The organism is Streptomyces sp. NPDC002888 (assembly GCF_042888465.1).
Taxonomy (GTDB): Bacteria; Actinomycetota; Actinomycetes; order Streptomycetales; family Streptomycetaceae; genus Streptomyces.
In genome coordinates, this window is sequence record NZ_JBIAPU010000009.1 from 72394 (window position 1) to 98079 (window position 25686).

General features: G+C 68.4%; 19 protein-coding genes. 10 read left to right on the forward strand and 9 right to left on the reverse strand.

Annotated elements, in window-relative coordinates; genetic code table 11:
• Positions 1 to 308: 308 nt before the first annotated feature.
• From ACFYWX_RS16690 to ACFYWX_RS16700, 3 genes are read left to right on the forward strand one after another with little or no spacing between them, the layout of a single operon-like run.
• Positions 309 to 5654 carry a DEAD/DEAH box helicase gene (locus ACFYWX_RS16690; protein WP_389424753.1) on the forward strand — a complete coding sequence of 1782 codons (5346 nt, stop codon included), beginning with the start codon at positions 309 to 311 and terminating at the stop codon, positions 5652 to 5654.
• A complete protein-coding gene (locus ACFYWX_RS16695) occupies positions 5651 to 8755 on the forward strand; it encodes a helicase-related protein (RefSeq protein ID WP_389424754.1) in 3105 nt (1034 codons plus the stop codon). Before ACFYWX_RS16690 ends, ACFYWX_RS16695 begins: the two co-directional genes overlap by 4 nt.
• Positions 8752 to 13197 (forward strand): Eco57I restriction-modification methylase domain-containing protein, encoded by a 4446-nt coding sequence (locus ACFYWX_RS16700; RefSeq protein ID WP_389424755.1) that lies wholly within the window; start codon positions 8752 to 8754, stop codon positions 13195 to 13197. Before ACFYWX_RS16695 ends, ACFYWX_RS16700 begins: the two co-directional genes overlap by 4 nt.
• A gap of 27 nt (positions 13198 to 13224) precedes the next feature.
• Here the strand turns inward: ACFYWX_RS16700 and ACFYWX_RS16705 are convergent, their stop codons facing one another.
• Positions 13225 to 13398, reverse strand: a complete 174-nt coding sequence (locus ACFYWX_RS16705) for a DUF397 domain-containing protein (RefSeq protein ID WP_389424756.1) — start codon at positions 13396 to 13398, stop codon at positions 13225 to 13227.
• Between the two features lie 204 nt (positions 13399 to 13602).
• The gene (locus ACFYWX_RS16710) at positions 13603 to 13953 is read right to left on the reverse strand and encodes a Scr1 family TA system antitoxin-like transcriptional regulator (RefSeq protein WP_389424757.1); all 351 of its coding nucleotides are present in this window, start codon (positions 13951 to 13953) and stop codon (positions 13603 to 13605) included.
• Positions 13954 to 13955: 2 nt separating this feature from the next.
• On the opposite strand from ACFYWX_RS16710, the gene ACFYWX_RS16715 reads away from it, so the two are divergent.
• The 3 genes from ACFYWX_RS16715 to ACFYWX_RS16725 all read left to right on the forward strand — a co-directional run bounded on the left by ACFYWX_RS16715 (position 13956) and on the right by ACFYWX_RS16725 (position 18042).
• Positions 13956 to 14096, forward strand: a complete 141-nt coding sequence (locus tag ACFYWX_RS16715) for a hypothetical protein (RefSeq protein WP_389424758.1) — start codon at positions 13956 to 13958, stop codon at positions 14094 to 14096.
• 281 nt (positions 14097 to 14377) lie between these two features.
• Positions 14378 to 16657, forward strand: coding sequence for an McrB family protein (locus tag ACFYWX_RS16720; protein WP_389424759.1), 2280 nt, complete (start codon positions 14378 to 14380; stop codon positions 16655 to 16657).
• Positions 16654 to 18042 carry an McrC family protein gene (locus ACFYWX_RS16725; RefSeq protein ID WP_389424760.1) on the forward strand — a complete coding sequence of 463 codons (1389 nt, stop codon included), beginning with the start codon at positions 16654 to 16656 and terminating at the stop codon, positions 18040 to 18042. Before ACFYWX_RS16720 ends, ACFYWX_RS16725 begins: the two co-directional genes overlap by 4 nt.
• Positions 18043 to 18462: 420 nt before the next feature.
• On the opposite strand, the gene ACFYWX_RS16730 is transcribed toward ACFYWX_RS16725, so the two are convergent.
• The 3 genes from ACFYWX_RS16730 to ACFYWX_RS16740 form a co-directional block, all read right to left on the reverse strand.
• Positions 18463 to 19047, reverse strand: coding sequence for an SUKH-4 family immunity protein (locus tag ACFYWX_RS16730; protein WP_389424761.1), 585 nt, complete (start codon positions 19045 to 19047; stop codon positions 18463 to 18465).
• A gap of 374 nt (positions 19048 to 19421) precedes the next feature.
• Positions 19422 to 19637, reverse strand: coding sequence for a DUF397 domain-containing protein (locus tag ACFYWX_RS16735; protein ID WP_389424762.1), 216 nt, complete (start codon positions 19635 to 19637; stop codon positions 19422 to 19424).
• Positions 19634 to 20557 carry a helix-turn-helix domain-containing protein gene (locus tag ACFYWX_RS16740; RefSeq protein WP_389424763.1) on the reverse strand — a complete coding sequence of 308 codons (924 nt, stop codon included), beginning with the start codon at positions 20555 to 20557 and terminating at the stop codon, positions 19634 to 19636. Before ACFYWX_RS16740 ends, ACFYWX_RS16735 begins: the two co-directional genes overlap by 4 nt.
• 148 nt (positions 20558 to 20705) lie before the next feature.
• On the opposite strand from ACFYWX_RS16740, the gene ACFYWX_RS16745 reads away from it, so the two are divergent.
• Positions 20706 to 21266, forward strand: coding sequence for an ATP-binding protein (locus tag ACFYWX_RS16745; RefSeq protein WP_389424764.1), 561 nt, complete (start codon positions 20706 to 20708; stop codon positions 21264 to 21266).
• Here the strand turns inward: ACFYWX_RS16745 and ACFYWX_RS16750 are convergent.
• The gene (locus ACFYWX_RS16750; protein WP_389424765.1) at positions 21247 to 21552 is read right to left on the reverse strand and encodes a hypothetical protein; all 306 of its coding nucleotides are present in this window, start codon (positions 21550 to 21552) and stop codon (positions 21247 to 21249) included. The two genes, ACFYWX_RS16745 and ACFYWX_RS16750, sit on opposite strands and share 20 nt — an antisense overlap.
• Here ACFYWX_RS16750 and ACFYWX_RS16755 point away from each other — a divergent pair.
• Complete coding sequence (locus tag ACFYWX_RS16755; protein ID WP_389424766.1) at positions 21551 to 21886, forward strand: antibiotic biosynthesis monooxygenase family protein; 336 nt, start codon at positions 21551 to 21553, stop codon at positions 21884 to 21886. The two genes, ACFYWX_RS16750 and ACFYWX_RS16755, sit on opposite strands and share 2 nt — an antisense overlap.
• Positions 21887 to 21900: 14 nt before the next feature.
• On the opposite strand, the gene ACFYWX_RS16760 is transcribed toward ACFYWX_RS16755, so the two are convergent.
• Complete coding sequence (locus ACFYWX_RS16760) at positions 21901 to 22275, reverse strand: MazG-like family protein (RefSeq protein ID WP_389424767.1); 375 nt, start codon at positions 22273 to 22275, stop codon at positions 21901 to 21903.
• Positions 22276 to 22299: 24 nt separating this feature from the next.
• The gene (locus ACFYWX_RS16765) at positions 22300 to 22857 is read right to left on the reverse strand and encodes a DoxX family protein (protein ID WP_389424768.1); all 558 of its coding nucleotides are present in this window, start codon (positions 22855 to 22857) and stop codon (positions 22300 to 22302) included.
• A gap of 132 nt (positions 22858 to 22989) precedes the next feature.
• Between ACFYWX_RS16765 and ACFYWX_RS16770 the strand changes: the two genes are divergently transcribed.
• Both ACFYWX_RS16770 and ACFYWX_RS16775 read left to right on the forward strand, forming a co-directional pair.
• Positions 22990 to 23316: a nuclear transport factor 2 family protein gene (locus ACFYWX_RS16770; protein WP_389424769.1), complete on the forward strand. Its 327-nt coding sequence runs from the start codon at positions 22990 to 22992 to the stop codon at positions 23314 to 23316.
• Positions 23317 to 23403: 87 nt separating this feature from the next.
• Entirely contained in the window at positions 23404 to 24408 is a 1005-nt protein-coding gene (locus ACFYWX_RS16775) for an aldo/keto reductase (RefSeq protein WP_389424770.1), read from the forward strand.
• 316 nt (positions 24409 to 24724) lie between these two features.
• Here the strand turns inward: ACFYWX_RS16775 and ACFYWX_RS16780 are convergent, their stop codons facing one another.
• Positions 24725 to 25498 carry an SDR family oxidoreductase gene (locus ACFYWX_RS16780; RefSeq protein ID WP_389424771.1) on the reverse strand — a complete coding sequence of 258 codons (774 nt, stop codon included), beginning with the start codon at positions 25496 to 25498 and terminating at the stop codon, positions 24725 to 24727.
• Positions 25499 to 25686: the final 188 nt, after the last annotated feature.

The following is a 25686-nucleotide window of genomic DNA, read 5'->3' on the forward strand; positions in this document are numbered from 1 at the left end:
TCGCGGGTGCGTCGCGGCGATCGTGTCTGGTCTGGATTTCTTCCTTGCCGATGGGGTCATGGTCAGTCCCGGCGAACTCAAGGCAGTAAGGACTGCTGTGTTCGATTCAAGCGGCCTGGCTGCTGCAGCCGACAGCAATGTCGCCAGCCGCCCGCGCACACTGGATCCTGATCAAGCCAGGGTCTGCGCCCCCTGCTGTCACCGGTGATCTCGCGGGTAGGGTTGCTCGGTGGGCTCAGGGGTGGGTGGTTGTGCGGTTGTGATCAGCCAGACGCAAGAGCAGCGGTACCGCGAGATACGAGTCGTGCATGAGGGGGATTGGCAACGCCATGGATGTGTTCGGCGCGCATGAGCGGCTCATCGAGGACTACGACGAGTTCACGCGCTCCCTGGTCTGGGTGAGGGATACTGCCATTCGTGAGCACCTCAAGGTGGAGCGGGACAGAAAGTCCAGGTGGCCTGATCCATGGATTTCGCTCAATCCCACATTCCGCAAGGGCGGAACGGTTGCGGAACTGACCGAACCGGGATCCGATGACACCAGGCTCCTTCATCCGCTGTGCGCGCAGTACTTCCGCAACAAGAACCGCGCGGGTGATACGGCCGCGGACGAAGACATCACGCTTACCCTGCACTACCACCAGCGCCAGGCGATCGAGATCGCCGCGTCGAAGAGTTCGTACGTCCTGACCACCGGAACCGGGTCTGGAAAGAGCCTCTGTTACCTGATTCCGATCGTGAACGAGGTCCTTGAGAACCCGAACCCCGACGGCATCTCCGCGATCATCGTGTATCCGATGAATGCCCTGGCCAACAGCCAGATGGACGAGCTCAAGCACTATCTCGAGAACGGGGTGGCTTCCGAGGACCGCCGCGTCACCTTCGCCCGCTACACAGGGCAGGAGAAGCGCAAGGAGAAGGAGTCCGTACTCAACAGCAAGCCGGACATCCTGCTCACGAACTACATGATGCTGGAGTACCTCCTCACCCGTCCCGATGAGCGCAAGGAGCTGATCAAGGCGGCGAAGGGCCTGCGCTTCCTCGTCCTGGACGAGCTGCATACCTATCGCGGCCGCCAGGGAGCTGACGTGGGCATCCTGGTGCGTAGGCTCAGGGAGGCGTGCGAGGCGACGGATCTGCGTTGCGTCGGGACGTCCGCGACCATGGCCACGACGGAGACGTTCGCCGAGGCCCAAGAAACGGTGGCCGAGGTCGCCACACGGCTCTTCGGCACCCCCGTCGATCCGGACCGGGTGATCGGAGAGACGCTTGAGAGGGCCACTGATCCCGGCCGGCCACTCGCGCCCGAGGAACATGCAGTCGCCCTCACCGCCGCTGTGCGCCGTGCGGTCTCCGGTCCCGATGCCCTGCCGTCCTCGTATCAGGTCCTCAGCCGTGATCCGCTCGCTGTCTGGGTCGAGCATGCCTTCGGCCTTGAACTGGAGCCGGGCCCCACGGACGGAGACCCGCGGCGCTTCCGCCGCCGCAGTCCCACCACGATTCCGCGGGCTGCCGTCGACCTGCGCCGGGCGTGCGGCGAACAGACCGTGTCGGAGGCCGACTGCAGGGAAGCGATCAAGGCGATGCTGGAGGCCGGCGCACGGGTGAAGGATTCCGGCACCCGCCGCCCCCTGTTCGCGTTTAGGCTCCACCAGTTCCTCTCCAAGGGCGACACGGTCTACGCCAGCCTTGAGGCACCCGCCGCCCCTCGCCATCTCACGAGTCAGTACCAGCTGCGGGTACCCGGACACCGGGATCGGCCGCTGGTCCCGCTCCACTTCTGCCGTGAATGCGGACACGACTACCTGGCCGTGACCCACGACGGGCGGCAGGAGCGCTACTTCGCACGCAAGGACCCCGAGGCCCCGGCCGAGGCAGGTGACGGCTACCTCTACGTGGACAAGGAACGTCCCTGGCCCAGCGACCCCGAGGAGATCCTGGACCGGCTTCCGGCAAGCTGGATCGAGACGGACGACCAAGGACAGCGCACGGTCGTCAAAGCCCGCAAGGACGACCTTCCCGAACAGGTGTGGATCAGCCCCGACGGGCGGCGGGCGCAGCCCGGCACCGGACTGCGCGCCTGGTGGATCAGGGCACCGTTCCGCTTCTGCCCCCGCTGCCGCGTCGGATACGAGCAGCTGCGCGTCCGGGACTTCGCCAAGCTCGCCACCTTCTCGGCCGAAGGGCGCAGTTCCGCAGTGTCCCTGGTCAGTGCGAGCGTAGTGCGGTCACTGCGTGGCCAAGCCGACCTCGGCAAGCGTGCTCAGAAGCTGCTGACGTTCGTCGATAACCGTCAGGACGCCAGTCTCCAGGCCGGCCACTTCAACGACTTCGTCCAGGTCACCCAGATCAGGGGCGCTCTGTACCGGGCCCTGGACAAGGCGGGTACGGCGGGGCTGCGCCACGACGCGCTGCCTCAGGCCGTCGCCGAGGCGCTGAACCTGCCGCTGACGGCCTACGCCCGCAACGCCCAGGTCAAGTACGGGCCGCTGGAGGACACCCAGGCGGCCCTGCGTTCCGCACTGGCCTACCGCATCTACGCGGACCTGGAGCGCGGCTGGCGGCTGACCATGCCCAACCTCTCCCAGACCGGCCTGCTGCGCTTCGACTACACCTCGCTCGCCGACATCGCCGCCGACGCCGACCTTTGGCGCGGCACCCACTGGGCTCTGGAGAACGACGACCCCGCTCATCGGCAGGAGATCGCGCGCACCCTGCTCGATGAACTGCGCCGGGCTCTCGCCGTCAACGAGAAGTGGCTGACCCAGCTGGGACACGAGCAACTGGTCGCTCTCAGCAAGGAACACCTCGCCGGTATCTGGGCCGTGCCGGACACGGATCCGCGCACACCTGCCCGAATCGCGTACGCCGGGCCGCGGCCGAAGCGCTCCTCGACAGCGGACACCGTGTACTTCAGCGCCCGCGGTGGTTACGGCCGCTATCTGCGCAGGCCGGGAGAGTTCGGAGCACTGCCGCAGCTAGCGGGCAAACGTCTCGGTGAGGCTGACGCCGATGTCATCATCGGCGACCTCCTCCGGGCACTGCGCACCGCCGGTCTGCTTCAGGTCGTGGACGAGCGGTCCGGCGGCAGCCTCGGCCACCAGCTCAAGGTCTCCTCCTTGATCTGGCTGCCCGGTGACGGCGAGACCGGCGAACCGGACCTCGTACGCAAGACGTTCGACTCTGGCGCCGGAGCCCGGGTGAATCCGTTCTTCCGGGACCTGTACCGGGACGCGGCCGACGAACTGCGAGGGCTGGAGGCCAGGGAGCACACCGCTCAGGTGGACTCGGAGATGAGACGGGAGCGTGAGCGGGGCTTCCGGGACGGCGATCTTCCGCTGCTGTTCTGCTCACCCACCATGGAGTTGGGCGTCGACATCGCGGAACTCAACGCGGTCACCATGCGCAACGTCCCGCCGACCCCAGCCAACTACGCGCAGCGCTCGGGCCGTGCAGGACGGTCGGGTCAGCCGGCCCTGGTGACGACGTATTGTTCGACGGGTAGCGCCCACGACCAGTACTACTTCCGCCGTCCTGAACTCATGGTGTCCGGCAGTGTGGTGCCTCCGCGTATCGACCTCACCAACGAGGATCTGCTGCGTTCCCATGTACAGGCGGTGTGGCTGGCCGAGACGGGAGCGAGCCTGGGGCACCGTATGACGGAGGTACTCGATGTCGCCGCGCCCGCGAGCGCGGCGAGCGGCCCTCTTCCGCTGCCGCTCGACAAGGAACTGCGCAAGACCCTGGAGACCGACGCCTACCGCCGCAACGCCATTGCACGCTGCGTACGGATCCTCGCCCCGCTGCAGGGGGATCTCGCCGACACGGCCTGGTGGTATGACGGCTGGATCGAGGACCAGGTACGAGACGCGCTGCGCACCTTCGACCGGGCCTGCGACCGCTGGCGTCGGCTGTACCGCAACGCGCACGACGAACGCGACGAGCAGGACCGCCTCGCCAACGACTCCTCGATCGGCGCCCGGGACCGCAGGCAGGCGAGGTCCCGCCGTATTCAGGCCGAGCAGCAGCTCGACCTGCTGCGCAACGACTCGGATGACAACGAGGGCGCCCGCTCCGACTTCTACACCTACCGCTACTTCGCTTCCGAGGGGTTCCTGCCCGGCTACTCGTTCCCGAGGCTGCCGCTTGCCGCGTACGTTCCCGGAGAGCCCGGCGAGAGCAAGTATGGTCAGAAGCGCGGTGCCTACATTCAGCGGCCGCGGTTCATCGCCATCGGCGAATTCGGTCCTGGAGCACTGATCTACCACGAGGGCCGCCGTTACACCGTCTCCAACGTTCAGGTCCCGATGGGGGAGACCCCTGGCCGGATCGCCACGGTGGACGCCAAGGTGTGCGGCGACTGCGGCTACTGGCACGACACCCGGGAAAAGCGTGACGACTGCCTCGGCTGCGGGGCCCGCCTCGTACCGGTCCTGCGCCGGTTGATGCAGCTGACCACCGTGTACGCGGAACCCCGACGCCGTATCTCCTCCGACGAGGAGGAGCGCCTGCGGGAGCCTTTCCACCTGAAGACCGCCTACCGCTTCCACCATGGCAAACTCACGGCCCGGTTCTGCCTTCCCGGCACCGCGGACGCCGAGCGCGCGATCGCCGAACTCACCTATGGCGACGCGGCGGTGCAGGTCATCAACCTGGGACGGCGGACCCGTCGCCCCCCTGGCGACGAGGGCTTCTGGCTCGACCCCGTCTCGGGGCGCTGGCTGAGCGACACCAAGGCCGCCGAGCGCGCCGAGACCTCGGCGGAGCAGGAGGCGCTCGGCACCTTCCGGCTCACTACACGGACCGAGAAGGTCGTGCCCTACGCCGAGGACAGCAAGAACATCGCCGTACTGCGGCTGTCCACCCCGGTCGACCACTACACGCGTGTGACGCTCCGCTACGCCCTGGAGCGCGGCATCGAAGCGCACTTCCAGTTGGAGGACGCCGAGCTGCACAGCGAGGACTTGCCCGATCCCGAGGACCGGGCCCGCATGCTGTTCGTCGAGGGCGCGGAGGGCGGCGCCGGAGTGCTGAGGCTGCTGCACGATGACCACGAGACGATCGCCAAGGTCGCCGCCAAAGCCCTGGAAATCATTCATCACGAGTGGGAGGACGGGCAGTGGCACGACCGGAAGCACGCCAGGGGAGCCCGCGAAACCTGTGAGTTCGGCTGCTACGACTGCCTGCTCACCTACCACAACCAGCTCTTCCATCCCATGATCCGTAGGCAGACGGCCGTCGAGGTGCTGAAAGAACTCGCTCAGTGCCGGGCGGTCAGGGACCAGCCGCAGGCGGCGAGCCCCGTCGAGCACGCGGCAGCACTGGCGCTGCGTTCGTCGCACGACAGCGGCGGTGGATTCGTGGAGTGGCTGCGCGGCCACGGCTACCGGCTGCCGGACGAGACCGGCGAGGAGACGGCTTCGGCACGGGCCGTGCCCGATTTCGTCTACCGTCTACCCGACGCCGACGTCGCGGTCTTCCTGGACCTGCCCGGCAACGGCGTCCCCGACGAGTCGCGCGACACCAAGGCCAGAACCTGGCTGGAGAACCGTGGCTGGCTCGTGATCGAGATGAGCGACGAAAGCGAAGAGGAGTGGCACAGTACCGTGCGCGCGTATCCGAACGTCTTCGGCCCGGGACGGGCGCCGCGATGACCAACCTCTACACGCCCGGTGCACTGGTCCGCGCTCGCAACCGGGACTGGGTGGTGCTGCCCGGTACCACGGCGGACTTCGTGCTGGCCCGCCCACTCGACGGCGACAGCGAATTCGACACCCTGCTGTTCCCCGAAGAGACCGGCGACCCGCACTTCTCCGCCCCTGAGCTGCTGGTCAAGGATGACGGAACGGGTCGGCCCCAGGCTGTCGACAGCGACGACATCGGCGACTTCGCCTCCGCGTCCTTGCTGCGTACGGCCCTTCGGGTATCGGCGTCCAGCGGTGCGGGCCCGTTCCGCTGCCTGTCCGGAATCGCCGTTCAGCCACGTCAGTACCAGCTGGTGCCGCTGATGGCCGCTCTGCGTATGGACACCGTACGGCTGTTGATCGGAGACGATGTCGGGATCGGCAAGACCGTCGAGGCATCGCTGATCGCCAAGGAACTCATCGAACAGGGCTCCGCGACGAAGATGGCCGTGCTGTGCTCCCCGGCGCTGGCCGAGCAGTGGCAGCGGGAGCTGCACGACAAGTTCAGCCTCGATGCTGAACTCGTGCTGCCTTCCACGGCCGGCAAGCTGGAGCGGTCGATCATCGAGACCGATCAGACGATCTTCGACCGGTATCCGTACACCGTCGTGTCCACGGACTTCATCAAGCAACGCGATCGCCGCGACGCCTTCCTGCGCACCTGCCCGGACCTGCTGATCGTGGACGAGGCGCACACCTGCATCGGAGCCGGTGCGGGCCGCCAGCAGCGCTACGAGCTGCTGAAGGACCTGGCTGCCGATCGTGACCGCCATCTGATCCTGATCACCGCGACCCCGCACAGCGGAGACCGCGACGCCTTCGCCAAACTCACTGGCCTGCTCGATGAGAGCCTCGCCCAGCTGGATCCGACGGTACCCGCGCACCGCGACCGGATCGCCCGTCACCTGGTGCAGCGCCGCCGCCGCGACATCCGCCACTTTTTCGACGAGGACACTCCCTTCCCGGCCGATCGCATGCTGCGGGAGGTTCCGTACCGGCTCGATTCCTCGTACGCCGAGTTCGTCTCCGACGTGATCACGTACGCCCGTGAGCAGATCCGCCGGCCCGACGGCGAGCTGCGCCAGCGCATGAGCTGGTGGTCCGTCCTCGCGCTGTTGCGCTGTGTGCTGTCCTCCCCGGCGGCGGGCCGGGCGACCCTGACCACCCGCTCCGCGGTCGGCGCCGCACGCACCCCTCAGGAGGCCGACCGCATCGGCCGCGACGCGGTCCTGGAAGCCCCGGACGCGGAGGCGTCGGAGGGCCTGGACGCCGTTCCTGGCACACTCCTCGATGGAGGGGAACCGCCCGTCACGGACGCGAAGACCGAGGATGCGGCGAGCACGGGGGCGTCCGAGGAGGCCACCCGTCCTCGCAAGGCGGACCGCCGACTGAAGGAGTTCGCCCAGCGTGCCGCCGAACTCGCGGGCCCCGAGCACGACGCGAAGCTGCGCCTGCTGATCGACGAGGTCAAGGCACTCATCGCCGACGGCCACGATCCCATCGTGTTCTGCCGTTACATTCCCACCGCCGACTACGTCCGTACCCACCTCCACGATGCTCTCGGTGGCCGGGCCCACGTCGAGGCGATCACCGGCAACCTGCCCCCCGAGGCGCGAGAGGCACGCGTCGCGGAGCTCACCGTACGGCCCGGACGTCAGGTCCTGGTGGCCACCGACTGCCTGTCCGAGGGCGTCAACCTCCAGGAACGCTTCAGCGCCGTCCTCCACTACGACCTGTCGTGGAACCCGACCCGCCACGAGCAGCGCGAGGGCCGGGTCGACCGGTTCGGCCAGCGCAGCGAACGTGTCATGGCCGTCACGCTCTACGAGACCGACACCGGTATCGATGGACTCGTCCTGGACGTCCTGATCCGCAAACACCGCGACATCGCTCAGCAGACCGGTGTCGCCCTGCCCGTGCCCAAGGCGGGTGAGCGCGTCCTGGAGGCGCTCACCAACAGCCTGCTCCTGCGCGGTCGGCCCGAAGCGGCGGCTGCTGGCCAGATGTCCTTCGACTTCGGGGCGGACGAACAGATCGGGGCGGCTCGCGACGCGCTGCACCGCGAATGGGAGAGCGCCGCGGAACGGGAGTCACGGATTCCGACCAAGTTCTCCCACTCGGGTATGCGGCCGCAGGACGTCGAGGACGAGCTGACCGCGCTGCGGCAAGTCCTCGGCGTACCCGGCGACATCGTCGAGTTCACCCGGGAGTCCCTCGCCGCGCTGCGCGCCCCGGTACGGAGTCTCCCGCATGCTCCGGGCTTCGCCGCCCAGCCCGGCCCGCTCCCTGCCGGCCTGCGCCATTCGCTCGGCGTGTACGAGACCGAGGACCAGGCGGCGGCTGCCGCCGGCACTGGAAGGACCGCGCGCCGAACGACGGCGAAGGCCCCTCGGAGTACCAAGTCCCTGAAGAAGACCGCAGGTTCCGCGTCCGGCCCCCGCGACCTGGTCTTCCACCGGGACCTGCCCGTTCCGCCGAACGAGCACGCGCTGGTACGCACCGACCCCGCGGTTCGCGCCATCGCCCGCTACGTCCTTGACTCAGCACTCGACCCCGCCGTATCGACCGAGGACCGGCCCGCCCGCCGTCTCGGCGTGATCCGAACGGAATCCGTCGACACCTACACCGTGCTCCTGCTGGCCCGCTACCGCCTCCAGCTCAAACTGCCCCTCAAAAGCAGTGGCGAGTCCAAGGAACTGGTCGCCGAGGACGCCCGTGTGCTGGGCTGGCGCCCTGACGACGACGGCGGTATCGAATGGCTCACCGATGAGGAGACCGCCCGTCTCCTCGCTGCCGAACCCAAGGGCAGCGTCATCACCGAGCAACGCGTGCGCGCCGTCAGCCGTGCCCTCGGCGAGCTGAGGCTTCCCGAGGTGCGCGACTATCTGCACGCCTACGGGGATCAGCTTGCCGCGCAGCTCACCACCGCGCATCTGCGGGTGCGCGAGGCCGCAGGCGAGCGTGGTCGTGCGCTCGGTGCCGCCGCGGCCCGCCGTATCACAGTCACCCCTGCCGGGCCGCCCGACGAGCTCGGCGTCTACGCCTTCGTACCCGCCGGAGTCCGCCGTTGACCGCCGTACTGCCCGACCCGCGGGCCGCCGTCCTCTCCGTATCCACGTCCGCCGTTCGGGTCGAGGGCCGGCTCTTCACGGCTGATCTGCTCGCCCGGGTCACCGCGGGGGACCGCGAGCTGCCCGGCTGCGCCCCCGCCGACTACGGCCTGTACCGCGGCGAACGCATCGGCGACGCGGCGGGCCGCGCCTGGACGGCGCTCACCGGCGCCTACCGGGCCTTCCGCGACGACCTCGACCGGCTGCCCGGAGAGAAGTCCGCGACCACGCTCACCCGCAGGGCGTGGCTGCTGCGTCTGTTCACGGAACTCGGCTACGGGCCGCTGGCCGCCGACGGCGTCACCGTCGAGCACCCGGGCCGGGGCGAGCGGCTGCACACGAGCCACCGCTGGCAGGACCACCTTCCGGTGCACCTGCTGGCCTGGGACAAGCCGCTCGACCGGAAGGTGGGCAACCGACGCGCCCCGCAGTCTGTCCTCCAGGAACTCCTCAACGTCTCGCCCGGCCACCTCTGGGGCATTCTCTCCAACGGCCAACTCCTGCGCGTCCTGCGGGACTCCACCTCCCTGGTCGGCTCCGCATATCTGGAGTTCGACCTCGAAGCGATCTTCGACAACGACCAGTACGCCGACTTCGTCCTCCTGTACTCCCTGCTGCACGCCTCCCGTTTCGAGCTGGTGGCCAAGCCGCGCAAGCGCGGTCGTGGGCGAGCCGTCGGGGACGGGGGAGAGGAACCGGACGGCGACACCGCCGAAGAACCGGAGTCGGCGGAGACGTCCGAGGGCGATGAAGGAGACAACGAGGAGGACGAGGGCGAGGGCGAGTACGACTCCCGTGGCGACGCGGTCGGCGGCGTCGCGCAACCGACGCTCGACGAGACCGGGGACCCCGACGCCCCCGCCCTCACCCCGGCCGACTGCCGCATCGAGTGGCTGCGCACCCACTCCGTCGAGACCGGCCTGCGCGCCCGCGACCACCTCCGTGACCAGGTCGCCGACGCCCTCGGCGTGCTCGGCACCGGCTTCCTGGACACCAACGAGCATCTGCGGGACGCCGTCGCACGCGGCGGCCAGGAGACTCTGGAGGAGTTCCACCACGAACTGCTGCGCCTCGCCTACCAGTTGATCTTCCTGTTCGTAGCCGAGGACCGAGGCATTCTCCTCGACCCAGAAGAGTCCGAGGAGGTGGCGCGCGCCCGTAAGCGGTACATGGCCTACTTCTCCACCAGACGCCTGCGCCGTATTGCCTTCCGCCGCCCCGGAGACCGCAACACCGACCTGTGGCCCACCCTGTGCAGAGTGCTCGACGCCCTCGGCACTGACCGCGGGGCACCCGCTCTCGCCCTGCCCGAACTCGGCGGCCTGTACTTCCGGGACGTCCGGGACGATGACGACGTCGCCGCCACCCGGCTCGGCTCGGCCGAACCGCTGCGTACCGCCAGGCTGCCCAACGACCGCCTCCTGGAGGCCGTACGGCTGCTGTGCCAGGTCCAGGACACGAACCGCCGCTGGCAGCGTGTCGACTACCGTCACCTCGGCGCCGACGAGCTCGGCAGCGTCTACGAGTCGCTGCTGGAACTGCGGCCCCGGCGCAGCGCCCAGCCGGAACGGTTCTGGCTCCAGACCCTCGCCGGCAACAAGCGCAAGACGACCGGCGCCTACTACACGCCCGTAAGCGTCATCGAAAAACTTCTGGACGAGGCACTCGACCCGGTCATAGATGGCTTCGCGACGACGGACCCACGCCGTCTCCTCGACCTGAGGTTCATCGATCCCGCCTGCGGTTCGGGCCACGTCCTGGTCGCCGCCGCGCGCCGCGTCGCCCTCCGCTACGCCCAGCTCGACACCGGGGACCCCGAACCGGCCCCGGAGCAGGTGCGAGCCGCGCTCGCCGAGGTCGTACGCCACTGTGTGCACGGCGTGGACATCAACCCGATGGCGGTGGAGATCGCCAAGGTCTCCCTGTGGCTGGAGTCCCTGGAGCCTGGCCGGCCCCTCGCCTTCCTCGACGACCGCGTCAAAGTGGGCAACGCCCTGCTCGGTACGACGCCGAAGCTTGTCGCGGAGGCGATCCCGGACGGCGCGTTCAAGAAGCTCGCGGGCGACGACGGCAAGATCCTCACGCGGCTCAAGGCGACCAACAAGAAGGAGCGTGCGGGCGGCGACGGAATCCAGACAGCCCTGGGGCGCAGCCCGCTACGGGTCGGGACGGCCGAACTCCGTCAGGAGGCCGAAGAACTGGCCAAGCTGCCGGATCGCAGTCTGTCCCAGGTGCGTGAACAGGCCCGCCGCTACGAGGAGTTCGTACGGGAGTCCGAGGAGCGCCAACGCCATCAGCGCGTCGCGGACGCCTGGTGCGCGGCTTTCCTATGGCCCAAGTACGAGGGCGCTCCCTCGGCGATCACGAGCACCACCCTGCTGTACCTGGCAGACGGCGGCACCCTGGACGAAGAGGAGACCGAGACCCTCCAGAACATCGCCTCCCGCAATCAGTTCTTCCACTGGCACCTGGAGTTCCCGCGCGTCTTCCGCGTCGAGAACGACGAAGACGACGACCACAACCCGGACACCGGCTGGCAGGGCGGCTTCGACTGCATCCTCGGCAACCCGCCCTGGGAGCGCGTCAAGATCCAGGAGAAGGAGTGGTTCGCCTCCCGTGACGAGACCGTCGCTGACGCGCTCAACGCCCACGAGCGCAAGAAGCTCATCGCGGCGCTTCAGGAGAGCGAGGACGCCGTCGACCGCGAGCACTACGACGACTTCCAGGTGGCGCTGCGCGAGGCGGCAGGTACGACGCTGATGCTCCGCAACTCCGGCATCTTCCCGCTCACCGGACACGGCGACGTCAACACGTACGCGGTGTTCGCCGAGCGCGCCCGGATGCTGCTCGCCCCGAAGGGCATGTCGGGGCTTGTGCTGCCGACGGGGATCGCGACGGACATGACGACGTCGCGGTTCTTCGGGGATCTGGTGGAGCGGCGGCAGCTGGTGACGGTGTTGGACATGGAGAACGAGGAGAAGGTCTTTCCCGACGTCCACAACCAGTACCGCTTCTGCCTGTTCACCGTCTGCGGACCGGACGGGCGCCACGAGCGAGCGCGGCTCGCGTTCCGGGCCCGCAGGCCGGATCAGTTGGACGCCCGCACCTTCGAACTGGACGCGCAGGGCTTCCGCGACATCAACCCCAACACGCGGACCTCACCTGTGTGCGAGAGCCCGGAGCACCTGAGCGTGCTGCGGGGGATTCATGAGCGGGTGCCGGTGCTGTGGGCGGACAAGGGGATGGGGGGTGAACGGAATGCTTGGGGGTTGCGGTTCATGCGTATGTTCGACATGGCCAGCGACTCGAAGCGGTTCCTGACGGACGAGACTCTGCTTAACGACGGCTGGACTCGCGCGGGCACTACGTTCGTGCGCGAGGACGAGCGTGCCCTGCCCCTTTACGAGGGCAAGTTCGTCCACCACTACGACTCGCGCTTCGCGACGTACGAGAACGCGACGCAGGCGCAGAAGAACAAGGGGACGCTACCCCGGCTGGGCACCGGGGCGCATGAGGATCCCTATGCGGTGCCGCTGCCCCGGTACTGGGTGCTGGAAGAGCAGGTTGAGAGTCAGATCGCTAAGGAAGGGCGTACATGGCCCCATGCCTGGTACCTGGGAAGGCGAAATGTCAGCAGGGCCTCGGACCAGCGAACTGTGATCGTTACTCCGGTGCCCCGCGTGGCGGCCGGAGACAAGCTTCCCCTGATGTTCCCCCAACAGTCCCCTGATCTCTTGCTGGCCAACCTGACTAGCTTTGTGCTTGATTTCACCGCGCGGCAAAAGCACTCTGGTGCATCGCTTTCGTACTTCGTAGTAGAGCAGTTGCCCGTCCTTGAACCCGACGCATACACGCGCGCGGCCCCCTGGCTTGCGAACGAGTCCCCCGCCTCCTGGATCCGCGACCGAGTCCTCGAACTCACCTACACCTCCCACGAACTGTCCCCCTTCGCCAGCCACTTGGGCGATGAAGGTGCCCCCTTTGTCTGGGACGAGGAGCGCCGTTTCCTGATGCAGGCGGAGCTGGACGCCGCGTACTTCCACCTGTACGGCGTGTCCGAGGGAGAGGCCGCCCTCGTGCTGGACAGCTTCCGGGCATTCCGCAACAAGAAGCCTGAGCTGTTCCAGCGTACGAAGGACGAGATCCTGGCGATCTACCGCGAGATGGCGAAGGCGGCGGAGCAGGGCACGCGGTACGTCCACGCCGAGCTGAGCCCGGCCCCCGGCCGGGGCCGTCGGCACGGGCCCGGTACGAGTCCACTCACCCGGTCGGTGTCCCCGGCCCCGGAGCCGCCGGACTCGGGCGGGCAGGCGGTCGCCGATGTGGGTCGGCCTGACGCGGAGGACGTCCTGTTCGGCATGGCGGACATAGGGGTGGACGAGCAGCTCGGCTTCTGGAGCTGAGGCGCGGCAGGGGTGGATCAGCGCCGGTCACAGTTCGCCGGCGATGACCCCTTCCCGGAAGGCGGCCCACTCCGAGGCCGTGAAGCGCAGGGGTTCCCGTCCGGGGTTCTTGGAATCCCGGACGGCCCTGGCGCCGCCAGGGAGTTGGGCGACTTCTACGCAGTTCCCTTCTCCTCCGCTTGCTGACGCCTTGCGCCACACCGCCGTGGCGCCAGGTCGACGGCGTACAGGTCCGACTTGCGGTTGCCGTTCACTTGCGCTGTTTCTCCTCGATGCGCGTGATCAGAGCCAACGAGTCATCGGGGGGAGTGCTGCCGCGACGATGCGTTCGAAGGCATCAGCGAAAGTCCGAACATCGCCGACGCCCTCAAACGTAGGACGAGCCGATCAGCTTCTCCAGTAGTACTACGTCGGGCATCGGCGGAGGGAAGCTGACCAGCTGAATCCGCCGACGTTCCCTGGGTGCGGTGTGGCGTCCGACGGCATGACCTGAAGGGTCACATGGGGCATGTCGGCGACATCGAGTAGCCGCTGCAACTGCTCGCGCATGGTCGTGGGGCGGAGAGCGAACCGCTGGTGCAGGGCGGCCTCATGGATGACCGCCCAAACCTTCAGCGGGCCATCGGGGCGTGTGAGTACGGACTGCCGCGCCTGGCGCACCTCGGCCTGCAGCAGCCCCGGGATGAACGTCGCACGGCATCGCGGTGAACGTGCACGACCCGGACCTCGGGGTTCTGCCACGACGAAGGGCGACACCGTTGGACCATGCCGAGGCGGAGACGGGGAGGGGGCTCGGCCTGGTCGATCTGCTCGCGCCGGACTGGCAGGTACGGCGGTCGGCGATCGGGAAGCAGGTGCGCTGCCGGGTGCCCGTGCCCGCTCAGCCGATGCTGAATTGAACGGCGATACCCACGCGGTAGGGCATGCCGCCGGGCGTGCGGCCCGCTCCGGAAGTACACCGCTCCTCCCGGAGCGGCATCGTCACCGGTCGGCCGCACCCCGACATGGGCACCCGCCGCCGCCCCTGTCCTCGCCAGGACGGATCTCGCTGCGGCTTGAACACCGTCCCATCGCCGGATTGTCAGTGGGCGCAGCTATGTTGGAGGTGCTGGAGTTGATCGGCCTGTGACCGGGCGTATGTGCCGGGATGGGACGAGGACGGAGGGGCTGGGGGGATGCCATGACCGTGGTCTTCGAGTTGAACGCGCGTGCGGTGCACGGCGCCATGCAGGTGCTCGCCAAGCTGCCGAAAGGCCACGGGCTGGCGTTCCGCGAGGTGTGGGAGCGGGTGCAGGAGCTGGACCCGCTGTTGAAGGCGGACTGGGAGGAGGCATTCCCGGACCTGTCGACCACGATCAGGACCAAGCTGCGGTACGAGAGTGTCAACCTCGGCAAGGCGGGCTGGCTACGCAAGACGGGGAGGACGTGGAGGCTGACCGGCCCGGGGCGTCAGGCGTTCCTGGCCTACGAGGGCGATCCGGCGGCACTCCTGACCCGCGCGTACGAGCGATACGGGTACTGGAGTACCGAGCGCGCGGCCTTCGACCGGGCGGCGGAGATCCTGGAGACGTTGCCGGACGCCAACCAGTGGGTGGAGATCGCCGAGCTGGCGCGGGCTGTCGGCCTGGACAAAGAGCCGCTGCGGGCGTGGCTCCAGAGTCATCGCCCGACCGGCTGGCATCTCGCCCTGGGAGCGGACGGGGAAGTCCCCGAGCAACTCGTTCTGGCAGAGAGCGAGTATGACGAGTGGCGCACGCTCCTTGAGGAGAGTCGGGTCTATGACCCGGCCGCCTCCGGGGCACATGCGGTGCGCGCACTGCTCACGAAGAGAATCCGGGGGGAGGAGCTTCAGGACCTCGTCCCTCAGGAACTCAAGGCCGCGGCCCCGGAGGACAAGCCGCGTCGGCGAGCCTGGCTCATCCGTGGAACCGACGGGAGGGGAGCGACGCTGATCCGCTCGCTGTGGCGGGAGAAGGGTGTCTGCACGCTCTCGGCGGACCGGCTTCCCGGACTGGCAGAGGGGGATGAACCGGAGCACGTGCGGCAGGTCGTCGACCTGTACTACACCGATCTCAGCCAGTCCCGGCGCACCGAAACGGCCACCGCCTTCTACACCTTCCTGTCCCGGATGAGGGAGGGCGACATCGTGGTCACCACCGATGGCGACCAGATCTACCTCGGTGAGGTCAGGGGACCGGCCGTGTCGACCGTCACAGGGGACGGGACCGTTCTGCAGAGGGCGGTCGACTGGAGCAACCTGGACAGCCCGCTCACCATGGGCGACCTGCCCGAGGCGCTCGCCGGACCGCTGGGCAACCCGAACTCCGGCCTGCTCGAACTCTCCGAGTTCACCGGCGACCTCGAAGTCTTTCTCGACGAGGACCCCGAGCAGACCCCCACGGGTGCGGTCGACGCCGCCGAACTGCCCGACGCCACAAAGGAGCTGGCCGACGAACTGACCATGCGTGACACCGAATGGCTCCAGGACTGCGTGGAACTGCTCCGTGATCGGCCCCAGTTGATCCTGCACGGACCGCCGGGCACCGGAAAGACCTTCACGGCCCTAGCCCTGGCCCGCCACCTCACGGCGGGCCGGTCGGCCAACGTCCAGCTGGTGCAGTTCCATCCGGCCTATTCGTACGAGGACTTCTTCGAGGGCTTCCGCCCGCGCGCGGTCCCTCTCGCGCCGGAGGAGACCAAGAGCGGGAGCGGCCCGAAGGCCGTGACGGGAGGACCTGCTGGAAAGGATCTCTCGGACGCCGGGTCCGGCATCGTCTTCGACCTGGTCCCGGGCCCCCTCAAGAACCTCGCCGAGAAAGCCGACGACAACCCCGGCGAGAACTTCGTCTTGGTCATCGACGAGATCAACCGTGGCCATCTCGCCAAGGTCTTCGGCGAGCTGTACTTCCTCCTCGAATACCGCCGTGAGTTCGTGCACCTCCTGTACGGCTCGGACAAGGGGCGCCGCTTCAGGCTGCCGCGCAACCTGGTCATCCTCGGCACGATGAACACGACGGACCGTTCGATCGCCCTCATGGACGCGGCCATGCGCCGGCGTTTCTCCTTCATGGAACTGCACCCGTCCGAGAGGCCGGTGGACACCGTTCTCGCCGACTGGCTGGCGAAGAAGCAGTACCCGCAGGATGCCGCTCGTCTCCTCGACGCCCTCAACAACCGCATCGAGCGGGCCCGGCTTGACGACCGCGACTTCCGGATCGGCCCGTCCTACTTCATGCGGACGCCGGTGCACACCCATCCCAAGGGCCTGGACCGGGTCTGGCGCCACCAGATCCTGCCCCTGCTCAAGGAACTCCACTGGGGGGACGACATGGACGTCTCATCCGAGTACGGCCTGGAAGGGCTGCGGGAGGAGCTCGGACTCGGCGCACCCACCGCTACCCCGGCCGCTGAGGAGGGGCCGGGCCAAGGCGTTCCGGCGGCGCGAGGGGCCGCTGAGTGACGGAGGTCAGCGGGCGGCAGCGGCCCGACATCGCGGTGCGGGCCGCTCTTGCGGCGCCTGCCGGCGCCACCGTCGAGGCCGTGCCGCGCGCCACTGGTGTGACAACGGCTTGGCGCGGTCGGGACCCGTTCCCAGTCGATGTGGCCGAGGGTGGCGGATGGAGTGCCTGGACCCTGACCGCCGCACAGGTGGACACGCTCAGCTCCGAGGATGCCCGCAAGCTCATCGAGGTTCGTCCAGCCGGCCGGGGCACGGATCGTTCCCGCTGGGAGCTGAGGGCCAGACGGACGGTCGGTGCGGTCCGGCTCGGCACAGCCGAGGGCGCCGTCCAGCTGCGTATCGCCCCGAAGGTCACGGTGGACCGGCTGCTGTATCTGCTGGCCTACGCGCCGCGCTGGGCGCGCTGGCAGCCCGACCCGGTCGACGCGGCCGTACGGAACGAACTGTTCCCGGCGATCGCCCACACATTCGCTCGAGCAGCCGAACAGGCACTCCGTCGCGGCCCGCTGTCCGGATACCGGGGGCGCGAGGACACCTCGATGATGCTGCGCGGGAGGCTGCGCGCAGCCGCTCAGCTCCGCAGCCGCCCGGGTCTCGCCCTTCCCCTGGAGATCTCGTACGACGAACACACTCCCGACATCCCCGAGAACCAACTGCTGCTCGGTGCGGCCCGTCGCCTCACCCGGCTTCCAGAAGTCCAGTCGCAGGACCGTGCCAGCCTTCGGAGGCTGGACGCCCTGTTGGACGGCGTGACCGCACCGGTGCGCGGAGCTCCCGTGGCGGCGTGGACCCCCAACAGACTCAACGCCCACTACATCCCGGCTCTGCGCCTCGCCGAGATCATTCTCAAGGGTGCTTCCTTCGAATACACCGACGGCCGGCCGGTCAGGGTCGACGGCCTCCTCCTCAACATGGAGAAAGCCTTCGAGGAGTTCCTCGCGAAGGCCCTCGGGTCCGCACTTGAACGGCAGATCGGAGGGCGCTTCCAGGCTCAGGCGAACACACACTTCCTGGACGACCGGAGTGAGTACCCCCTCCTGCCGGACCTCGTGCACAAACTGCCGGGTGAGGACGGGGCCTTGCACCCGGCTATCCTCGTGGACGCCAAGTACCAGGACGGCGTCAAGCGGGCCAATCTCTACCAGATGCTGGCGTACTGTACCTGCTTCGGACTGTCCGAGGGACATCTCGTATCCGTCGCGGGGGACGAGGACGGCACGGGGATACGCGTCCCCGTTCCCGGCGGTGCGATCATGCTCTACCAGCATGTGGTGGACCTGTCTCTGCCGCCCCAGGCGCTCACAGCACGCATCGACGACCTCGCGAGGACGATTGCGGCAGCTCGGACCACAACTCCACGGCCTCGTACAAGGACTGGAACGTGATCGTGGGAGTAGACCCTATGCAGCGGCTCTTTCGAGCATGGCACCCTGCCAGATTCGGACACGAGGCAGCGGCGGTACCTGCCAGACGGGGAGTATGAGCGGATGATGAAGTCCGATCCTTCCGGCCCCGAGCGCGCCGATCAGGCCCATCGCCGTTGAGTCAGCCTTGGTCGTAGAGCTTGCACGCGGCGATCGCGTTGCGGTAACTCTCCCCGGCGTACAGCCCGACTCGTCTGCCGCTACCTGCGGCTCTGCCACGGAAGGCCTCTGGCCTGCGGCGGAGGTTTTTTCCGATCTGTCGGCGGCTTGCCGCGTCATTCAAAGCTGCCGAATCGATCTGCCGTTGCCGCCCCGCATCTGAGGATTCACGGACCTGCGGCAAGCCATTGCAAAGAATCGCCATCATCGAGAGCGGGCGAACTACCCCCACATCCCAGCGCCGATGTTGGTGACGATCTCAACCCACTCGCTGTGTTCGCTGCCGAAGGGGTTGGCGTCGCGGAGACTGACGTCGCTCTTGAGGCCGTCCACGGTTTCCTCCAGGCCTTCGAGGAACTCGTCATTGTCCTCGTAGTCTTCAGGCAGGCTTCCGACGATCTTGGTTAACTCGGTGATCGTGTAGAGCAGCGACGAGAGGTCCGCGTGCAACGGGAGAGGGCGCATGATGCCCTCGGCCAGCTGGTGTACCTCTCCGGTCTGGGTGTCCATCACGATGGCGCTGATCTCGAAGTTCCCCAGGTAGACCCAGTTGGCGGCCGAGGACGGCCAGTGCCATGTGGCTCCCAGCTCCTCAAGGGAGACCTGCTGGAAGCCGGTATCTGCGTCATCAAAGTCGGGGAAGGAGATGAACTGGTTCTCCGGAAGACCGACGTTCGCAAGGAGCGCAAGAGCTTCGCCGGTGAATCCGGCAGCCTGCGCTGCTGCGAGTGGGACCTGCCTGACATGCTCGGCGCCGAAGGTCTGGACAAGGTCATCCCGAGACAGTTCGAAGTAGCGACTGGTCATAGCTTCTTGAGTGGGTGACGGGCAGATCGTCGCCAAAGCACTTGGCTGTCCAGCGGTCACAGTACGAGGGTTGCTTTCGGAGTGAACGCTTTTGCTGGCGCCGACCAGGATGAACTCGTGGCCCTGCCGTCGTCGAATCTGCCAGCCGCGTAGTTGTTTCGGTCCGAGCCCCGGCGGGGTCTGTCTAGTTTCAGCCGTGCTGGGTGCCCGTTTCGTGCGCGGCAGAGACTGCCGGGTGTCGAGACGCCGGGATTCGTCAAGGGCGCCAGGTCGTCATCGCCCCGGGAGACGCCGAGAGCTGATCAGACCCCTCGCTGCACCAGAGCCCTGCCGTCCAACACGAACCGGCAGGGCTCTCCGCGACCGTACGAGCGTCAGACGTCCCGCCCTGACGAGGCCAGCGCGACGAACCCCGCCCACGCCTCACGCGACACCGTGACGACGGGCCCGGCGGCGGCCTTGGAGTCCCGGACGTGCACAAGTGCCGTAGCCGCCGCGACCTCTACACACTGACCACCCTCGGTTCCGCTGTAGCTGCTCGTGAACCAGGCGAGGCCAGATGCGACGGTTGAGGACTCAGCGTTGTTCATAGCGATCCCAGCAACCCTTCCATGAACTCCAGTGACTCTCGCGGAGTGAGAGCTTGTGAGCGGATAATCCCATAGCGGGCCGCAGCGAGGACCGTCTGTTCCGGGTCGGTCTCGAGAGTGCTGGTCGCGTAGGTCTCGGCGTACACGAACTTCTTGCCGTCCTTCCGCGTGACGACTGTGAAGGGCCCGTTCACGCCCGCGTTGTCCTCGCAGTCGATCGGCATGACCTGGATCTCGACGTTCTGCTTCTGGCCGATCAGCAGGAGATGCTCCAACTGTCCTCGCAGCACGTCCTTGCCGCCGTACCGGTGCCGCAACACCGACTCGTCCATCACGAAACCCAGGAGCGGTGCGGGGCGCCGGTCAAAGATGTCCTGTCGAGCCAGCCGCGCGGCTACCCGCTGCTCGATCGTTTCCTGGTCCAGTGGTGGCCGCCGCATAGCAAGCAGCGCCCTCATGTACTCCTCGGTCTGGAGGAGTCCGTTGACGACATGCGTGTCGTACATGAGCAGCTCAAGGCACTCCTTCTCCAGTGCCGCCATCCCCTGAAAGAACACCGGATACTGCGCCCGCTCCACCTGCTCCTTCCACAAGCACAGCAAGCCGCCCGCCCTCAGCACCTCATCCGCCCGCTCGATCGTCCGCGGTGACGGAATCCTCCGCCCCTGCTCGAACGACGCGATCGTGGACGCCGAGTACCCGAGCCGCCTCCCGAACTCCTCTCGTTCCATCCCTTCCCGTAACCGCAGCGTCTTCATGGTTTGCCCGAATGCCGTGACGACGCCCCGTCCAGCATCCTCCTCCGGCCGACGGCCGCCCCCCTCGTCGTTCTCCCAGCCGTCTCCGAGACTCGCGACCGCCTCGCCGGCGCCCGCTACTGCCGCGGCCCCCGTCGCCGTGCCCGCCGTACCGTTCGTCATCGAACCACCGCCTCCCCGGCCCAACGCCCCCGCAGGGAACGCTGTAACGCCGCGCGCCTCGTACTCGTACCGACACCACGTGTACAGCCGGTCCGCGTCGGTGCGTCACCACTGGTCACGCTACGCCACCAACGGGATCGTTATCGGCATGACTACTAAGCCCGACTGCCCCACCACCCCCATGCAACTCACCGCCCCCACCCCGGGTTTGATCACCGCTCCCGAACCACGCGACGACCGCACCTTCGAGATGCGCTTCACCTCCACACCCCGCGGCGCCCGTCTCGCCCGGCGCCTGGTGGCCGTACGGCTGGACGCATGGGGTATCCCGTACGGCGCCGAACCCCACGACGAGATCGTGCTGATCGTGGCTGAGCTGACCGCGAACGCCGTGCGGCACGGCCACGTACCCGGTCGCGATTTTCACCTCCGCGTGCACGCCCCGGACGACGGCCGCAATGTCCGTGTCGAGGTCACCGACACCCGTGCCGAGCGCATCCCTCGGCGTCCCGCCCTCCCGGATCCTGCCGGTATCGAAGAGACGGGCCGGGGGCTGCTCCTCGTATCAGGCCTCGCCGCGCGCTGGGACTGGCACCCGAGCCCTGACGGTCCGGGGAAGACGGTCTGGGCGGAGTACGTGCTCCCTGGGAGAACGGCTTCCGCGGCGATGGGGAAGGAGGCCGACGCGGTCAGCCGGGCCCTTGGCTGACCAGCCGGTCCAGCATGCGCTCCAAGGGCTGGTTGTCGCCGAGGAAGCTCTTGATCGAGGCTTCCTGGTTCTCGTCGGGGGCCGGCGTGGCCCTGTTGATCGGCCGGCCCGCCTGCTTGCTCAGCTCGCCGAGGAAGGCGCGCTGGGCGCTTCCGTTGCCCTCGCGGAAGGGATGCAGGGCTTTGATGTCGCCGTAGAGGCCGGATGACGCGCGGACGAAGTTTGCCGCGTACGAGGCTTGCCCCGCTGAGCGTCCTGACCCCCGCACGCGGAACAATGGGCCCATGAGCATCGTAAAGATCAACGTACTCACGGTTCCCGCCGAGCAGCGCGAGACGCTCGAGAAGCGGTTTGCCGCTCGGGCGGGGGCGGTGGAGGGCTCGGACGGGTTTGAATGGTTCGAGTTGCTGCGGCCGGTGGAGGGGACGGACCAGTACCTCGTGTACACGCGGTGGCGGAGCGAGGAGGACTTCCAGGCGTGGATGTCCGGGCGGGCGCAGGCGGCGCATGGGGGTGGGGGTGCCCAGTCGGGTGAGGGCGAGCGGCCCAAGCCTGCCGCCACCGACGCGACGCTGTGGTCGTTCGAGGTGGTTCAGCAGGCCGGGGCCAAGCAGGGCTGACGCCCCCGGTTCCTTCAAGCACGCCCCTGGCCGGGCACCGTCTCTCCCAGCGAGCGCTGCATCACCCCGGCCAGGTGGCGGAGGAACACCTCCCTCGCCTCCGGTGTCAGCGTGCGCAGGGCGACCAGCGCCGTGATCGCGACGTCGCAGAGTTCGGACTGGACGTCCTCCCAGGTGTGGGAGACGCCCTTGCGCGGGTTCTGGCCGGTTGCGCCGATTACCGCCTGGGCGACCTCGCCGACTTCCTCCGACAGCTTCAGCATGCGCAGCAGCAGGCCGGCCTGGCCGCCGTGTGGTTGGGTCGACTCCAGCCAGGTCCACAGGACGTCGATGGCGGGCCAGAGGTCAGCGGGGTCAGCAGGGGCAGCAGGGGTGTCCTGATCGGTCATGAAGGCGCAGCCTGCCACGCCCGGCTACTCCTCGAACAACACCTCCTGCTCGCCCGCCTGCTCCCTCTCCTTCTCCTCCCGCACCCTTTTCGTCCGCATGCCCACGACCAGCGCCGTCGCCGCCGCCGTCACGCCCAGGGCCGTCGGTACCATCCAGCCCCGGTCGAAGACGTGCCGGAACGCGTGGTCCAGGGAGAGGCGGCCGGGGCCGGCGATGGCGAGGCCGGTCGCGGCCAGGCCGAGGGTCGCGGCGTATTCGTAGCCGCCCTCCGCCGCGAAGAAGCCGTTCGGTACGTGCACGGTCGCCGCGCCCGCCATCGCGCCGGCCGCCGCGGCGCCCGCCGCCGGGGTGGCCAGGCCCAGCGCCAGGAGCGTGCCGCCGCCCGTCTCAGCCAGGCCCGCCGCCGTCGCGCTCGCCTTGCCGGGCTTGTAGCCGACGGACTCCATGAAGTGGCCCGTCCCCTCGACGCCGTGTCCGCCGAACCAGCCGAACAGCTTCTGCGCGCCGTGCGCGGCCAGCACCCCGCCGGTACCCAGTCGGAGCAGCAGCAGGCCCAGATCACGTCGGTCGTAGGTGGTCACGGTGACTCCAGACACGTCAGCAGGAACAGGTCCCCTCCCGCGTTTCCACCGTCGCACCGTCCACACCTGCCAGGCGCGTCCGGGCCGCCGTTCGAGTGGCGGGGGCGGGGGAGCGGTGTGAACGTGGCCGGTATGACGATTCAGACCGCCCGACTCAGAGACCCGGCCGTCCGCGCCTTCGTCACCGCCGTCAACGCGCGCGACCGGGAGGGGTTCCTGGAGCTGCTCACGCCCGACGCGACCATGTCGGACGACGGCTCCGACCGTGACCTCGCCGAGTGGATCGACCGCGAGATCTTCTCCTCTCACGGTCACCTCGACGTCGACAACGAGTCCAGCGGCGGCCGCGCCCTCCTCGCCCGCTACAGCAATGACACCTGGGGCGAGATGCGCACCCGCTGGAACTTCACCGTCGAGGACGACGGGCGTATCTCCCGCTTCGAGACCGGGCAGGCGTAAACCCGCAAACCCGTAAACCGGTAGATCCTCCCAGTAGGCCGCAAGCCCTTGCCTTGATGTGCACTCCAACTCCTAGCGTCCTCAGGCATGCAGAACACAGAGACGCAGATGCACAGGACGCTCGGACGCAGCGGTATCCCCGTCAGCGCCCTCGGCTTCGGATGCTGGGCCATCGGTGGTGAGTGGCAGGACCTCGACGGGCAGCCCCTCGGGTGGGGCAAGGTCGACGACGAGGAGTCCGTGCGGGCCATTCACCGCGCCCTCGATCTCGGTGTCACCTTCTTCGACACCGCCGACGTCTACGGCGCCGGGCACAGCGAGCGGGTGCTCGGCCGTGCGCTGGGCAAGCGGCGGGATGATGTCGTCGTCGCCACCAAGTGGGGCAACCTCTTCGACGAGCGCACCCGCACCCGCACCGGCCAGGACGACTCCCCCGAGCACGCGCGCGGCGCCCTCACCGCGTCGCTCGCCCGCCTGGGCACCGACCACGTCGACCTCTACCAGCTGCACATCTCCGACGCCCACCCCGAGCAGGCGGCGCGACTCCGCGACACCTGCGAGGAGTTCGTACGGGAAGGGCTCGTACGGGCGTACGCGTGGAGTACCGACGACCCGGCCCGCGCCGCCGTGTTCGCGGAGGGGGAGCACTGTGCGGCCGTACAGCACGCCCTCAACGTGCTCCAGGACGCGCCCAGCATGCTCACGTTGTGCGAGGAGCTCGGGCTCGCCAGCATCAATCGGAGTCCGCTTGCGATGGGGTTGCTCACCGGCAAGCAGCACATGGGGCGCGACACCCTTCAGGAGGGGGACATCCGCAGTCGGCCGCCGGCCTGGCTGCAAGGGTTCGGGGACGGGTCCGGGGCCGATCCGGCGTGGCTCGCCCGTGTCGACGCGCTCAGGGACGTCCTCACCAACGGCGGCCGTACGCTCGCCCAGGGCGCGCTCGCCTGGCTGTGGGCGCGCAGCCCGCACACCGTTCCGATCCCGGGCTTCCGGTCGGTCGCGCAGGCCGAGGAGAACGCGGGGGCCATCGAGAAGGGGCCGCTGACCGCGGAGCAGTTGGCCGAGATCGATCGCGTCCTCGGTAGGTGACGACGGCGCTCTCGGTAAGTGACGACGGAGCCCTCGGCAGGTGACGGCCAATCCCTCGGCAGGGACGGCCGGGCCCTCGCAGGATGGTGCAGCCGTTCCACGGTCCGGTGCGTACCCCGCGGTCCCACGCGAGGTCCACCCCCATCCGGGCCGTGGAACGACTGCCTTTCCCCCCTCGGGTTGGTTCACGGCTTTCGGAATCACCGTGTTCCAAGTGTGAAGTTCTGGTGGAGGAGTGTTGAGCATAAGCCCGCCACCGGCCGGAATGGGGTGGAAGTTCACATTCCGCTTGTGCAGGTTGAAGAGTGGACCACCCTCAGCCCCGCCCCACGTACGGCATCGCCGTCGCCAGTACGGTCGCGAACTGCACGTTCGCCTCCAGCGGCAGCTCCGCCATGTGCCGGACCGTGCGCGCCACGTCGGCGACGTCCATCACGGGCTCCGGCGCGACCTCGCCGCCGGCCTGGAGCGCGCCCGTCCGCATCCGCGCGGTCATGTCGGTGGCCGCGTTGCCGATGTCGATCTGGCCCACGGCGATGCGGTACGGCCGCCCGTCCAGGGAGAGTGACTTGGTCAGGCCGGTCAGCGCGTGCTTGGTGGCGGTGTAGGCGACCGAGTGCGGGCGGGGGGCGTGTGCCGAGATCGAGCCGTTGTTGATGATCCGGCCGCCCTGCGGGTCCTGCTCCTTCATCTGCCGGTACGCCGCCTGCGCGCACAGGAACGCCCCGTTGAGGTTGGTGTCCACGACGTGCCGCCAGGCGTCGTACGGCAGCTCCTCGACCGGGACTCCACCCGGTCCGAACGTCCCCGCGTTGTTGAACAGCAGGTCCAGCCGTCCGAAGCGCTCACGCACGGCGGTGAACAGGGCGGCCACGTCGTCCGGCTGTGACACGTCGGCGCGTACGGCGAGCGAGGCGGCCTCCGGTACGAGAGCCGCCGTCTCCTGCAGCGTCTCGGTGCGCCGGCCCGCGAGCGCCACCGACCAGCCCGTGCGCAGCAGCTCCACGGCCACAGCGCGGCCGATACCGGAGCCCGCGCCGGTCACCACCGCAATCCTCGACGCCTGCTTCACGGTTCCGTTGGCATTCATGGAGCCGCAGCGTACGGGGGAGCGGCAGCGTACGGGGGAGCGGCAGCGTACGGGGGAGCCGCAGCGTACAGGCGAGCCGCAGCGTACGGGGCCCCTGCCCCGGCCCCGGTCCGCCACGCGGAACGCGTTCATCCGTCACGCGACTGTTGTGTACGTGCCAAGCTCACGTCGTCCGTGGGTCGTTCCCG